The 12423-nt window shown below is 39.6% G+C and carries 17 protein-coding genes and 2 pseudogenes; 4 read left to right on the forward strand and 15 right to left on the reverse strand.

Annotated elements, in window-relative coordinates:
* The first annotated feature begins 24 nt into the window (after positions 1-24).
* Positions 25-636 (forward strand): peptide deformylase, encoded by a 612-nt coding sequence (gene def, locus HT701_RS06840; RefSeq protein WP_001272952.1) that lies wholly within the window; start codon positions 25-27, stop codon positions 634-636.
* 44 nt (positions 637-680) lie between these two features.
* Positions 681-1409 carry a 23S rRNA (guanosine(2251)-2'-O)-methyltransferase RlmB gene (gene rlmB, locus HT701_RS06845; protein ID WP_000855765.1) on the forward strand — a complete coding sequence of 243 codons (729 nt, stop codon included), beginning with the start codon at positions 681-683 and terminating at the stop codon, positions 1407-1409.
* Positions 1410-1447: 38 nt separating this feature from the next.
* Here rlmB and trxB read toward each other — a convergent pair whose 3' ends face one another.
* The 7 genes from trxB to HT701_RS06880 form a co-directional block, all read right to left on the reverse strand.
* On the reverse strand, positions 1448-2359 hold the full coding sequence (gene trxB / locus HT701_RS06850) for a thioredoxin-disulfide reductase (protein ID WP_000272299.1): 912 nt from the start codon (positions 2357-2359) through the stop codon (positions 1448-1450).
* A 65-nt stretch (positions 2360-2424) separates the two neighbouring features.
* Entirely contained in the window at positions 2425-2649 is a 225-nt protein-coding gene (locus tag HT701_RS06855; protein ID WP_000926599.1) for a DUF4059 family protein, read from the reverse strand.
* Between the two features lie 77 nt (positions 2650-2726).
* Complete coding sequence (locus HT701_RS06860; RefSeq protein WP_049511344.1) at positions 2727-3470, reverse strand: amino acid ABC transporter ATP-binding protein; 744 nt, start codon at positions 3468-3470, stop codon at positions 2727-2729.
* The gene (locus HT701_RS06865; RefSeq protein WP_172931352.1) at positions 3470-4270 is read right to left on the reverse strand and encodes an amino acid ABC transporter permease; all 801 of its coding nucleotides are present in this window, start codon (positions 4268-4270) and stop codon (positions 3470-3472) included. The genes HT701_RS06860 and HT701_RS06865 overlap by 1 nt, the downstream gene beginning before the upstream one ends.
* 157 nt (positions 4271-4427) lie before the next feature.
* Entirely contained in the window at positions 4428-4784 is a 357-nt protein-coding gene (locus tag HT701_RS06870) for an arsenate reductase family protein (RefSeq protein ID WP_023934080.1), read from the reverse strand.
* A gap of 5 nt (positions 4785-4789) precedes the next feature.
* On the reverse strand, positions 4790-5308 hold the full coding sequence (locus HT701_RS06875; RefSeq protein ID WP_172931353.1) for a methylated-DNA--[protein]-cysteine S-methyltransferase: 519 nt from the start codon (positions 5306-5308) through the stop codon (positions 4790-4792).
* A complete protein-coding gene (locus tag HT701_RS06880) occupies positions 5308-5802 on the reverse strand; it encodes a GNAT family N-acetyltransferase (protein ID WP_119919965.1) in 495 nt (164 codons plus the stop codon). The genes HT701_RS06875 and HT701_RS06880 overlap by 1 nt, the downstream gene beginning before the upstream one ends.
* 134 nt (positions 5803-5936) lie before the next feature.
* On the opposite strand from HT701_RS06880, the gene HT701_RS06885 reads away from it, so the two are divergent.
* Together HT701_RS06885 and HT701_RS06890 are read left to right on the forward strand one after the other, a co-directional pair.
* Positions 5937-6380, forward strand: coding sequence for a DUF1836 domain-containing protein (locus tag HT701_RS06885; RefSeq protein ID WP_100104812.1), 444 nt, complete (start codon positions 5937-5939; stop codon positions 6378-6380).
* Positions 6380-7027, forward strand: coding sequence for a hemolysin III family protein (locus tag HT701_RS06890; RefSeq protein ID WP_050261619.1), 648 nt, complete (start codon positions 6380-6382; stop codon positions 7025-7027). The genes HT701_RS06885 and HT701_RS06890 overlap by 1 nt, the downstream gene beginning before the upstream one ends.
* A gap of 239 nt (positions 7028-7266) precedes the next feature.
* On the opposite strand, the gene pdxT is transcribed toward HT701_RS06890, so the two are convergent.
* The 8 genes and pseudogenes from pdxT to HT701_RS06925 all read right to left on the reverse strand — a co-directional run bounded on the left by pdxT (position 7267) and on the right by HT701_RS06925 (position 12313).
* Positions 7267-7848 carry a pyridoxal 5'-phosphate synthase glutaminase subunit PdxT gene (gene pdxT, locus HT701_RS06895; RefSeq protein WP_100104813.1) on the reverse strand — a complete coding sequence of 194 codons (582 nt, stop codon included), beginning with the start codon at positions 7846-7848 and terminating at the stop codon, positions 7267-7269.
* Entirely contained in the window at positions 7849-8724 is an 876-nt protein-coding gene (gene pdxS / locus HT701_RS06900) for a pyridoxal 5'-phosphate synthase lyase subunit PdxS (protein WP_023939837.1), read from the reverse strand. It lies immediately after the preceding gene.
* A 208-nt stretch (positions 8725-8932) separates the two neighbouring features.
* Positions 8933-9617, reverse strand: a pseudogene (locus tag HT701_RS11485) (transposase); the annotation flags it as partial.
* A gap of 195 nt (positions 9618-9812) precedes the next feature.
* A pseudogene (locus tag HT701_RS11490) lies at positions 9813-9984 on the reverse strand (IS630 family transposase); the annotation flags it as partial.
* A 209-nt stretch (positions 9985-10193) separates the two neighbouring features.
* Complete coding sequence (locus HT701_RS06910) at positions 10194-10562, reverse strand: PqqD family peptide modification chaperone (protein WP_078374384.1); 369 nt, start codon at positions 10560-10562, stop codon at positions 10194-10196.
* 422 nt (positions 10563-10984) lie between these two features.
* Positions 10985-11443 carry a hypothetical protein gene (locus HT701_RS11495; RefSeq protein WP_212750464.1) on the reverse strand — a complete coding sequence of 153 codons (459 nt, stop codon included), beginning with the start codon at positions 11441-11443 and terminating at the stop codon, positions 10985-10987.
* Between the two features lie 19 nt (positions 11444-11462).
* Positions 11463-12041: a phosphate propanoyltransferase gene (gene pduL / locus HT701_RS06920; RefSeq protein ID WP_000405172.1), complete on the reverse strand. Its 579-nt coding sequence runs from the start codon at positions 12039-12041 to the stop codon at positions 11463-11465.
* A 23-nt stretch (positions 12042-12064) separates the two neighbouring features.
* Positions 12065-12313 carry a hypothetical protein gene (locus HT701_RS06925; RefSeq protein WP_000777026.1) on the reverse strand — a complete coding sequence of 83 codons (249 nt, stop codon included), beginning with the start codon at positions 12311-12313 and terminating at the stop codon, positions 12065-12067.
* Between the last annotated feature and the right edge of the window lie 110 nt (positions 12314-12423).

A 12423-nucleotide genomic window follows, 5' to 3' on the forward strand; every position in this document is an offset into this window, starting at 1 on the left:
GTAGAGGTAATGAAAGGAGAGAAAATGTCTGCAATAGAACGTATTACAAAAGCTGCTCACTTAATTGATATGAACGATATTATCCGCGAGGGGAACCCAACTCTACGCGCAGTTGCTGAGGAAGTTACTTTCCCCTTATCTGATCAGGAAATCATCCTTGGCGAAAAGATGATGCAATTCCTTAAACATTCCCAAGATCCTGTCATGGCTGAAAAATTGGGACTCCGCGGTGGGGTTGGACTGGCTGCTCCTCAATTGGATATCTCAAAACGCATTATCGCTGTTTTGGTACCTAATATTGTTGAAGAAGGCGAAACTCCGCAGGAAGCCTACGACTTGCAAGCCATTATGTACAATCCAAAAATCGTCTCTCACTCTGTTCAAGACGCTGCTCTTGGTGAAGGAGAAGGTTGCCTGTCTGTAGACCGCAACGTGCCTGGCTATGTTGTTCGCCATGCCCGCGTTACTGTTGACTACTTTGACAAAGATGGAGAAAAACACCGTATCAAACTCAAAGGCTACAACTCCATTGTTGTTCAGCATGAAATTGACCACATTAACGGTATCATGTTTTACGATCGTATCAATGAAAAAGACCCATTTGCAGTTAAAGATGGTTTACTGATTCTAGAATAAAGAAAATCCCGTTGCAAGACGGGGTTTTGTGTTATAATAGAGGCATGAAAACAAATGATATTGTCTATGGCGTCCACGCCGTTACCGAAGCCCTCCTTGCAAATACTGGAAACAAACTCTACCTCCAAGAAAATCTCCGAGGTAAGAATCTTGAGAAAGTCAAGGAACTGGCTACAGAAAAGAAGGTGTCCATTTCTTGGACCTCAAAAAAATCCCTCTCTGAGATGACTGAAGGTGCTGTCCACCAAGGTTTTGTTTTACGAGTGTCCGAATTTGCCTATAGCGAGCTAGATCACATCCTTTCCAAAACACGCCAAGAAGAAAATCCTTTGCTATTGATTCTGGATGGTTTGACTGACCCTCACAACCTAGGATCCATCCTGAGAACAGCCGATGCGACCAATGTTTCAGGTGTCATCATTCCCAAGCACCGTGCTGTAGGTGTTACCCCCGTCGTTGCCAAAACGGCCACAGGTGCTATCGAGCACGTTCCCATCGCCCGAGTGACCAATCTGAGCCAAACTCTGGACAAAGTCAAGGATGAAGGCTTCTGGACCTTTGGAACGGATATGAACGGTACTCCTTGCCATAAGTGGAATACAAAAGGGAAAATCGCCCTCATCATCGGAAATGAAGGAAAAGGCATCTCTAGCAACATTAAAAAACAGGTCGATGAAATGATTACCATTCCCATGAATGGCCATGTTCAAAGCCTTAATGCCAGTGTTGCTGCGGCCATTCTCATGTACGAAGTTTTCCGAAACAGACTATAAAAAAGTTTCCAGTCATCTGATTGGAAACTTTTTTATGATTAACTATGTTCTGTGATAAATTTATAGGCTTCTTGACCAGCGATAGCTCCATCTCCAACCGCTGTTGTTACTTGGCGAAGGTCTTTCTGGCGAACATCTCCAACTGCAAAGATACCGTCAACTGCAGTTTTCATGTGGTTATCTGTCACAATCCAGCCTGCCTGATCTTGGATATTCAATTCTTTAACAAAATCGCTAAGAGGGTCCAATCCAACATAGATAAAGACGCCACCGAAGGCTTGTTCTGTCACTTGACCTGTTTTCACATTTTCAAATACGACAGATTCTACTCGGTTTTCACCCTTGATTTCCTTCACTACAGAATCCCAGATAAAGCTGATTTTCTCATTCGCAAAGGCGCGGTCTTGTAAAACCTTTTGAGCACGAAGTTGGTCACGACGGTGAACAATGGTAACAGTCTTAGCAAAACGAGTCAAGAAGAGGGCTTCTTCAACAGCTGAATCTCCACCACCAACTACCAACAAATCTTGGTCACGGAAGAAAGCACCATCACACACAGCACAGTAAGAAACACCACGACTGTTCAGTTCTTCTTCTCCAGGTACTCCCAAAGGACGGTGTTTAGAACCAGTTGCTACGATAACGGTACGAGTTTCATATGTTTGGTCGTCAGTCATCACTTTCTTAAAATCACCATGGTCTTCGACATTTTCAACATATCCATAAATGTGCTCAACACCGAGATTTTCAAGCGGTTCAAACATCTTTTCTGCCAATTCAGGTCCACTAATATTAGCATATCCTGGGTAATTTTCGATATCAGATGTATTATTCATCTGACCTCCTGGCAAACCACCTTCAATCAAGGCTACTTTTAGATTGCTTCGAGCAGCGTATAAGGCCGCAGTCATCCCTGCAGGTCCAGCACCGATAATAATAGTATCGTACATATAGTTTCCTTCTTTCTTGTTGTAACTACCTTTATTCTAACTCTTTCTTGTCAATCACGCAAGGATTATGCCTTGAAAACAAGAATTAAACTCATAACCGCAAAGGATAATACTGGAACAACCAAGACTCCAATCATAATCATATCATAGAGATGGGCTTGGCGAGCCTTGGCTGTCTTATCCACTCCCGACATGGCTCTCAGTCCAATCCAAATCCCTAGAAAAATCAGGACGAGGATGGTGGTCAAGATCAAACTCTCGAAATATAAAGAAAATAGTTGCAGTAGCATGATTTCTCTCATTTCTATCTTTTTTAAAGAGTAAACTCAGCTAGTCCAGCTAACTGAGTTTTCCTTTATCTATTATATCAAATATAAGTCCGTTTGTAACTAGCGAAGAATTCTTTTGTCCGCTCTTCTTTAGGATGGTGGATAATCTCATCCGGTGTTCCAGACTCAATGATTTTCCCCTTATCTAAGAAGAGAATCTTATCAGCCACTTGGGCTACAAAGGACATGTCATGACTGACCAAAATCATGGTTTGACCTGACTTAGCAGCATCTGCAATAGACTTCTCTACTTCACCGACCAATTCTGGGTCAAGGGCTGAAGTTGGTTCATCTAAGAGCAAGACATCTGGTTTCATAGCAAGCGCACGCGCCAAGGCAACCCGTTGCTTCTGTCCACCTGATAAATGACGAGGATAATGGTTTTCACGGTCAGAAAGTCCAACCTTAGCCAACTCTTCCTTGGCAATCTTGGTTGCTTCTTGGTCAGATAATTTTTTGACAACAAGCAAGCCTTCTTTCACATTATCAAGTGCTGTGCGACGTTCAAACAAATTAAACTGTTGGAAAACCATAGACAGCTTACGACGTAGGGCAAGGATTTCTTCTTGAGTGATTTTAGAAAAATCAACTGAAAAATCATCAATCTGAATAGAGCCACTGTCAGGTGTTTCAAGATAATTGAGACTGCGAAGGAAAGTTGATTTTCCAGCTCCTGAAGAACCAATCAAGGCTACAACTTCCCCTTTTTGAATATCCAAGTCCAGATGATCCAAGACAGTCTGTCCTGAAAAGGATTTGCTTAAATTCGAAATCTTAATCATTAACGAAGGTCTCCTTTCACATCTGTTTGCACTGTATCAGGTGCAGAAATAGCCATTTTTCTCTCAATGAAACGACCAAGGCTTTCAATTCCGATATTGACTACCCAATAAACAAGGGCAACGGAGATGAAGCGTTCAAAGTAACGATAATCAGCTCCACCTAGAATCTGAGCTTGGGCAAAGACTTCCACAACACCCGCACTAAAGGCTAAGGAAGTTCCCTTGGTCAAGCCAATTAGGGAATTGATTAAGGTTGGAGTCGCCACAACGGCCGCATTTGGAATAATCACGCGACGATAAACTTGTGCTCGGGTCATCCCCAGACTGCGTGCCGCCTCAATCTCACCAGGATTGACTGAGAGAATGGCTGCACGAATAGTTTCACTGGCATAAGCCGCCTCATTAAAAGCAAAGGCAACAATCGCAAAAGCTGCAGCTGGAATAGCATTGATATTAAGACCAGTTCCCCATTGCTGATTGATAGCTTTCAAAGCCAAAGGAATTCCGTAGTAGGTCAACATGAGTTGCACCAAAATCGGTGTCCCTTTTAAAAAACTAACAAAGAAGGCCTGCAAGGGATATAAAATTTTGACACGATTGATCTTCACAATGGCAAAAAGAAGTGCCAAAACCAAGCCAAAAAAGGCACCACCAATTGTCAACATAATCGTTGTTGGAAGTTGTTGGACAATTCTCGGGATTCCATCAAAGACCGAACGCAGACTAAACAGCTTGCCATCCGGAAGCAATTGCATCAAGTTTTGGTACCAATCTGATGCTAAAATCGTTATAACATTCATAAAAACATCCTCTCCTGATAATGATTCATTCTACCATACTTCTGTCGTCAATGAAATTATTTGCTACGGTCAGATACAGACTTTGTCTACCTACTAGTTTATCATACTTTGAAACAGGGAGGTTATATATTTTATCTATCAGAGAGATAAGTAAAAACTATTTCAATCCCAATTCTTCATAAGGTTTTCGATAACCGATTTGTTTAACAGTTCCATTTTCTACTAAAATTGGCCGTTTTAACAACATGCCGTCGCTTGCTAGCAACTCAGCTGCTTCTTGGTTTGACAGACTTCCTACCTTATCTTTTAACCCTAATTCACGGTATTTGATTCCACTGGTGTTAAAAAATTGCTTCAATTCAAACCCTGAGGTTTCCAGCCAGTTTAAAATAACTTCTTGGCTAGGTGTTTCTTCGGCGATATGGACGGCTTTGTAGTCCACACCGAGTTGGTTTAATTCTTGTTTTGCTTTTTTACAAGTTGAACATTTTGGGTATTCGATAAATTCTAACATGTCTTTCACTTTCTATTATTTATATCTTTAAAATCTGCGCCTTCATACTCCAAGAGCCAGGCTTTCTTTTCCACTCCTGCGGCATAACCAGTCAGACGCTTGCCTGCTCCCAGCACACGGTGACAAGGTACTAGAATAGACCAAGGATTGCGTCCTACCGCTCCACCAATTGCTTGAGCAGAAGGCACTTGCAGGTCTTGGGCTATTTGCCCATATGTCACTGTCTGACCATAAGGAATTCCCTGTAAATAGTCCCAAACTCGCTTTTCAAAATCCGTTCCAATTGGAGCCAAGGGCAAGTCGGATAAATCCTTAGGCTTGCCTTTAAAGTAAGCATCTAAGCAAGTAATAACTGGGTCTAAAATGGGGTGACTAACAACTTCTTCTATCGTTTCATCTCCTAGTCCCCTCTCAAAATGCTTCTGCTCCTGCACCCAAATTCCATACAAATAATAGTCATCAGCTACTAGTGATAGAATACCAATTGGCGAAGAGTAGAGCATTTTTGCGTACTTCTTTTGCATTATTTCTTCAATTTTTGATAGGCCAGGCGTTTGCCATCAACTGGAACCTTACCAACCTGTTTAAATCCGAGTTTTTCAAAAATATGTTGCATAGCTTTGTTTTCAGCATGGGTATCTGAGCGAAAATCAAGATAATCAAAACCTTCAATCAAGCCCTCTAAGAAGGTTTGAGCAACTCCTTGTCCCTGCACAGCTGCTGCCACAGCAATACGGTGAAAGACTAGATATTCTGACTCTCCAGCTTGCCATTTTCCCTCATAAATAGCTTCATAGGCCTCCTCTGGACTCTTAGTCACAGCAGCATAGGCTAGTAGTTCTCCCTCTTCCAAGGCTACGTAAGCTTGACCTGAGATAATATCTTCAATAATAATATCAGCATTTGGATAACCATTTTGCCACTGGTCACTACCAGCATCTGCTAAACATTTTTTAGCATCCTCCATCACCTGCATGATGGTATCTACTTCATTTGGAAAAGCTAAACGAATTTCCATCTTTTCTCCTCATTTCTGACTAGTTTCTCCCATCATAGCATAATTTAAGTCTTTCTACAAGCAGTTAAAACTTGACTTTCTATTTTTATTATTTTATAATCTAGTTATTAAAACTAGATAAAAAGGAGTTGAAAATGAAAACCACCTTTCCCTACCCAAAATGGGCAGAAATTCCAAACATTGACCTCTATCTGGACCAGGTTTTGCTCTATGTCAATCAGGTCTGCGCTCCTATTTCTCCTGATAAAGACAAGGGCCTAACAGCATCTATGGTCAACAATTATGTCAAACATGGTTACCTGACAAAGCCTGACAAGAAAAAATACCAACGCCAACAGATTGCCCGTTTGATTGCTATTACAACCCTCAAATCTGTATTCTCTATTCAAGAAATCACTCAGACACTGAATACTCTCCAAACTCAAGCAAGTTCAGACCAACTCTACGATGCTTTTGTGGACTACATGAACCAAGGAATGGATCCAGCTAACCCCATTATCCAAACCAGCTGCCAAACCGTTAAACTCTATCATCAAACTTTAGCCTTAATCCATCATACTGAAGAGGAGGAAATCTAATGAATACTAGTCTTAAACTCAGCAAACAACTCAGTTTTGGAGAGGAGATTGCTAATAGTGTGACCCATGCTGTGGGTGCAATCATCATGCTCATCTTACTCCCCATTTCATCAACCTATAGTTATGAGGCACACGGATTTTTATCATCTATCGGTGTCTCCATTTTCGTTATCAGTCTCTTTCTCATGTTCCTCTCATCCACCATTTACCACTCTATGGCCTATGGTTCGACCCACAAATATGTCTTGCGAATCATCGACCATTCTATGATTTACGTTGCCATTGCTGGCTCATACACGCCCGTCGTCTTGACCTTAATGAATAACTGGTTTGGCTATCTAATTATTGCCATCCAATGGGGAACGACCATCTTTGGTATTCTCTATAAAATCTTTGCTAAAAAAGTCAATGAGAAATTTAGCCTTGCTCTTTACCTAATTATGGGCTGGTTGGTTCTGACTATCATTCCTGCCATTATCAGTCAAACAACACCCATTTTCTGGAGTCTCATGGTAACTGGCGGACTCTCTTATACAGTTGGAGCTGGATTTTACGCCAAGAAAAAACCTTATTTCCACATGATTTGGCATCTCTTTATCCTAGCTGCGTCCGCACTTCAATACATCGCCATTGTTTATTACATGTAAAACTCTAAGCAGGCAGAGCCTGCTTAGAGTTTTATAATCGAATTTCCTAAAGAGGAAGCAATATGAAAGCCGTCATTGCTTGTGCTCATAAGATCTTCAGAATCATTTACAAACTACTCTCCACCAAGCATACTTATCAAAAAGAAAAGGCGCTAGGACTGAGGAAACAGTTCTAACGCAAAAACTAAAAAAATTTCAATTATAGTATAGCACAGGAAGTGATTTTTTGCGCTTTTTTACTATCTTTTTTCTTCACATATATTTATAAAGTACTGGTGCAAGCGCACATCATCAGTCAATTCTGGATGAAAAGAAGTTACCAACATATTTTTTTCTTGGGCTGCAACGATTTGATTATCAACTGTTGCTAGAATTTCTACATCTTCTCCAACACTGCTGATAATTGGACCACGGATAAAGGTCATTGGAATCTGACCAACTCCCTTACATTCTGCTTCCGTATAGAAACTTCCTAGTTGGCGTCCATAGGCATTGCGCTCGACCACCATATCCATTGTTCCAAGATGACTCTCGTCCTGAGAAGTGATTTCCTTAGCCAGCAGGATCAAGCCCGCACAGGTTCCAAAGACTGGTAAACCAGATAAAATAGCTTCTCTTATAGGAGTCATCATATGTTGATCTCGTAAGAGCTTGCCCATGGTTGTAGACTCTCCTCCAGGTAATATCAAGCCAGACAGTTCATTTTGATATTTCTGGAAATCTTCTAAATTTCTGAGTTCGACACTATCGACTCCTAATTTTTCTAGCACTTTTACATGTTCTGCAAAGGCACCTTGCAAGGCCAATATTCCGATTTTCATCTATTTTCCTCTCTCTGCCATGAGAATTTGGATTTCATTTTCATTGATACCAACCATGGCTTCTCCTAAATCTTCAGAGATTTGAGCCAGTATTTGAGGATTACGGAAGTTAGTCACAGCCTTAACAATGGCACTCGCTCGTTTAACAGGATCTCCTGACTTGAAAATACCTGAACCGACAAAGACCCCCTCTGCCCCTAACTGCATCATCAGCGCAGCATCTGCTGGTGTTGCAACGCCTCCAGCTGCGAAGTTTACAACTGGCAATTTTCCATGTTCATGGACATATTGAACCAATTCTACAGGGACTTGCAAGTCCTTAGCAGCAACATAAAGTTCGTCCTCACGTAGGTTTTGAACACGGCGAATTTCCTGATTCATCATACGCATATGGCGAACAGCTTGGACGATATCCCCTGTCCCCGGTTCTCCTTTGGTACGAATCATAGAAGCTCCCTCAGCGATACGACGCAAGGCTTCACCCAAGTCCTTGGCACCACAAACAAAAGGAACTTGGAATTCTTTCTTGTCCACATGGAAACGGTCGTCAGCTGGAGATAGAACTTCACTCTCATCGATATAGTCAATTTCAATAGCCTCTAAAATCTGAGCTTCAACAAAGTGCCCGATTCTAACCTTGGCCATCACTGGAATACTAACCGCTTCTTGGATTTCCTTGATCATCTTTGGATCACTCATACGGGAAACACCACCAGCTGCACGAATATCAGCTGGAATCCGCTCCAAGGCCATCACAGCTGCCGCACCTGCAGCCTCCGCAATACGAGCTTGCTCAGGATTTTGAACATCCATGATGACCCCACCTTTGAGCATCTGCGCCAAGTTTTTATTTAATTCATAACGATTTTCAGTCATTTGTTGTATCCTCATCATTTGTATTGGTAGCTACCATTTCATTTTAAAATAGAACAGAGTGAATCACAAGATAAAAAAAGAAGAATTGTGTGGGTACAGATTGAATCGAGTAGGGGCTAAGACTAGTCCCTCTCACACCACCGTAGGTGCCGTTCGGCATAGGGCAGTTCAACTAATACTCATATCTATTTTCAAAAAGCATTCTGGTTCATTCTCTTTTAACGATGGACTTTACAACACTCCTCTCTAATCCTTGTATGATCTCTTGAAATGTATCAATGCCAGCTTCCAAGGTTTGAAATGCTTTATTCTGGAAGCCACCTTCACCAAGCTCTTTCTGCATCTGTTCAATAGGATTCATCTCTGGCCTGTATGGGGGAATAAAGGGAAAGCCAATATGATTTGGAATAGTTAAGCTACTTGATGGATGCCCTAGGGCATGATCCATGACTAGTAAAATAAAATCAGTTGGATAGGCCTGTGACAGTTCTTGTAAACAAGCTTTCCTCCATTCAGTATGGCATCCTCCGGCAAGCAGGAAAAAGGATGCTCCTCTATAAGCATCAACAGCTCTCTAACAGTAAGAGAATTCATGCACGGAATGACTATGGACAGGAGGACCTATTCCTTTAGGTGGCTAACAAGATCCTAGTTTACTGCCTATCCGAAACCAGCCTCATCTTTGATGCATGAACCCAAGCTTACGAAAGCATCTACTATCTTTAAAGCGTTTTCTTACCTTCTTGAATAGAGATGGGATGTTTAGACGCGGCAATGGTTTGAGCGCCTGCTTTCTTAGGACCTAGGGCAACAGTGCGCCAGCTATGTCGCTTCAACAGTTGACAGAAAGCATCACCTGTGTAGGAACGACTAATCTCCTTTTGATAGGACTGAAGAAATGGAGTATCACTAAACCTCCTGAGAAACAATCTCTAGAACACTTGTCCTACAACGGCCTGTATATCCTAGTCCGGTACGTTATAAGCAATGAATTCATTTTTATTACAATTCAATCTAGATTTTGCAGGAAATCTACTGTAACAACTTCCTCTTCCTCTGAAGTTTTCAAATGACCGGAAAACTATCTATTCCTTGACTGTCATATAAACGTGGTTACAACCACCACGTCTTTCTTGAAGGAGAGAGTCCGAACCTAACTCCTCATCCTTCTTTAAATTTCACCAAACTACAGTCTAGACGCTCTATCATCTCTTGATAGGATTTTCCCATCAAACAAAGCAGAACGATTGGAAGACTTTGTGTTAGAGGCTTAGTAAGGTCTTTAAAGAGAAAGGTGATTTCTTGTTTAGCGAATTTCATGTTACTATCGTACAATGCTTTTTGAAGTATGTCTAGTATTAACCACTCTTTTCATCACCCCACTACAAGTTGATAAAGAGCCACAAAACTTCAAGACTTTTCTAAGTATTTTCTATATAAGCATTAAATATATTTCAGAAAAAGCAACATTAACCTCCCTTAACTGAAACAAACTCAAGTTCACTAAATTGGTTAATAATTCTTTTCAAGTCTTTATCTGCTTTTTTCTCTGACACATCATATTCAGATGTTAATTTTCTCAATAAGTGGTCATATGAAATTGAAGTATCAATTTTAGACCATATAAAAAGATTTCTCTCTCCATCACTTATAACATTGATTTTACTTCGAGTATCCTTTAAATTATCATTAATATCAATTCCATTAATTGTAATTTCTCCTGAATCTTGTTTTAGAAGCGTTGTCATCATTTTTATTAAGGTTGTTTTGCCTGCCCCATTTTCTCCTAAAACTCCAATTATTTTTCCTCTTGGAATTTTTAATGAAACATTATTAATAGCTTACTTTTTCTTTTTAGTAAATTAATCTTCGTTTTTGTAAGATAACTTTTAGATACATTTTTTACTTCTAACATCGGAATTCTCCTAAATTGTTAAATATTCGATCACTTTCTTCTCCATCTTTTTATAACTGAGCAAGCCAATCACAATAAAAACTAATGAGAGAAGTAAAACTTTAAAAATCAATAGACATAGTTGAAGCGATTCCAAATCTCCAGAAGATATTAGTCTAACTATCTCTAAGCCATAAGTAATTGGTAATAAATCACCAACACATTTTAGAAAATCAAGAAGCACTGTCCTAGGAAATGTAACACCAGATACTAAAAATATCAAAATAAATAACGTATTCTGACTTATAAATGTATCTCTTAACCAGAGCATTATGTTAGCAACAAAAACACTCATAGAAAATGATATTAAAACAATAACAACATAACTCTCAACAGCCAATAGGATATTGGAGTTGCCATGAACTTTGCACCGAGCAAAATAGAAATAATAAAAAGTGAACAAAACTCCATAAAAGTTCTTCCAAGCTGTTCAATGAACACGCCTATATAATAGCTGAAAATACTATATGGAGTTATAAATAAGCTTTCCAAGGTTCCCTCTCGAACCTCAACCATCAATGAACGCCCTACATTCATCAAAATAGCAACAGCAACATTGTAGTAAAGCATCCCAGCAGCAGCGAAAGTAAAATAATCAATCACTTCTACTTGACTAACTACTAATTTGTTATTAAAAAGATAATGAGCAATTAACCAATACCCTAAAAGCTGAAAAATGGCATCTAACAATCGATTCAGGAATAGAGCTACTGGAAAAAATCTAGTATACATTTGAAAATTTCTAATTATTAATGCCTTAATCAACTTTCGATAATCTCCATTTCTACTCTTTTATAATCGTGCCAATCTCACCTCCTGATAAAAGAAGTGCATTCGCATCATCAGTATCAATATGCATTTCCAATCTATATTTATCACTCACTCTGCAATGAACATCATGCAAAGTAGCACTTTTTTCGCTTTTTACTTCAACAGAAACTATATCTCCATTTTTAAGACCCATTTCCTCAGCTTCTTCTGTGGCAAAGTGAATATGTCTATTAGCAATAATGCACCCTTCATCTAAATTAACTCTTCCATTAGGTCCTATAATGGTAATCGGTGAAGAGTTTTCAATCTCACTCGAAGTACGTACTGGTGGAGTTATCTTTAATAATCTAGAATCTGTTTTAGAAACCTCAACTTGTGTATAAGGACGAATTGGTCCTAATACCCTGACACGATTAATCTCGCCAGATGCCGACTGAATTGTAACCTGTTCTTCAGCAGCAAATTCACCAGGCTGATACAAATCTTTTAACTTGTTTAGTTGGTATCCTTCACCAAATAAAATATCTAAATGTTCCCTCTTTAAATGAACATGTCTAGCAGAAATGTTAATGATTACTTGATTAATTTCCATGATAATTTATCTCCTTTTCCTATTTATAATACCATATTTTTTTCTGATTCATTATACTCAAAATGAATCAAAGCCTCTTTATTCAGATACATACCCTCTTCATTGAGTAAATGATTCAAATCAGAGTTCCATTGTGACGGTTTATCTCCTATACTTTCTAAGTTCTCAACAAAAGTATAGATATAAAAGTTTGTTGCTCTATATTTTTCACCTCCTATATTAAAATCTCTAAATAAGCTTATTGCTAATATTTTATAGTCGCTTAGTTTCAAACAAGCATGTTATAATAAAGCTATGCATGTAGTACAGATTTTAAACAGCGAGCATTAGATTACATCAAAGAGGGGCACAGCCATGTCGAGGCAGCCAAGGTTTTTGATGT

Source organism: Streptococcus sp. 10824, assembly GCF_013276595.1.
Classification (GTDB): domain Bacteria; phylum Bacillota; class Bacilli; order Lactobacillales; family Streptococcaceae; genus Streptococcus; species Streptococcus pseudopneumoniae.

Bases quoted from the DNA above. Each gene is read 5' to 3' on its own strand.
- HT701_RS06870 (WP_023934080.1), bottom strand. From the start codon at position 4,784: ATGTTAGAATTTATCGAATACCCAAAATGTTCAACTTGTAAAAAAGCA.
- pdxT (WP_100104813.1), bottom strand. From the start codon at position 7,848: ATGAAAATCGGAATATTGGCCTTGCAAGGTGCCTTTGCAGAACATGTA.
- HT701_RS06880 (WP_119919965.1), bottom strand. From the start codon at position 5,802: ATGGAAATTCGTTTAGCTTTTCCAAATGAAGTAGATACCATCATGCAG.
- HT701_RS06885 (WP_100104812.1), top strand. From the start codon at position 5,937: ATGAAAACCACCTTTCCCTACCCAAAATGGGCAGAAATTCCAAACATT.
- rlmB (WP_000855765.1), top strand. From the start codon at position 681: ATGAAAACAAATGATATTGTCTATGGCGTCCACGCCGTTACCGAAGCC.
- HT701_RS06860 (WP_049511344.1), bottom strand. From the start codon at position 3,470: ATGATTAAGATTTCGAATTTAAGCAAATCCTTTTCAGGACAGACTGTC.
- HT701_RS06855 (WP_000926599.1), bottom strand. From the start codon at position 2,649: ATGCTACTGCAACTATTTTCTTTATATTTCGAGAGTTTGATCTTGACC.
- pduL (WP_000405172.1), bottom strand. From the start codon at position 12,041: ATGGAAATTAATCAAGTAATCATTAACATTTCTGCTAGACATGTTCAT.
- def (WP_001272952.1), top strand. From the start codon at position 25: ATGTCTGCAATAGAACGTATTACAAAAGCTGCTCACTTAATTGATATG.
- trxB (WP_000272299.1), bottom strand. From the start codon at position 2,359: ATGTACGATACTATTATTATCGGTGCTGGACCTGCAGGGATGACTGCG.
- HT701_RS06890 (WP_050261619.1), top strand. From the start codon at position 6,380: ATGAATACTAGTCTTAAACTCAGCAAACAACTCAGTTTTGGAGAGGAG.
- HT701_RS06865 (WP_172931352.1), bottom strand. From the start codon at position 4,270: ATGAATGTTATAACGATTTTAGCATCAGATTGGTACCAAAACTTGATG.
- pdxS (WP_023939837.1), bottom strand. From the start codon at position 8,724: ATGACTGAAAATCGTTATGAATTAAATAAAAACTTGGCGCAGATGCTC.
- HT701_RS06875 (WP_172931353.1), bottom strand. From the start codon at position 5,308: ATGCAAAAGAAGTACGCAAAAATGCTCTACTCTTCGCCAATTGGTATT.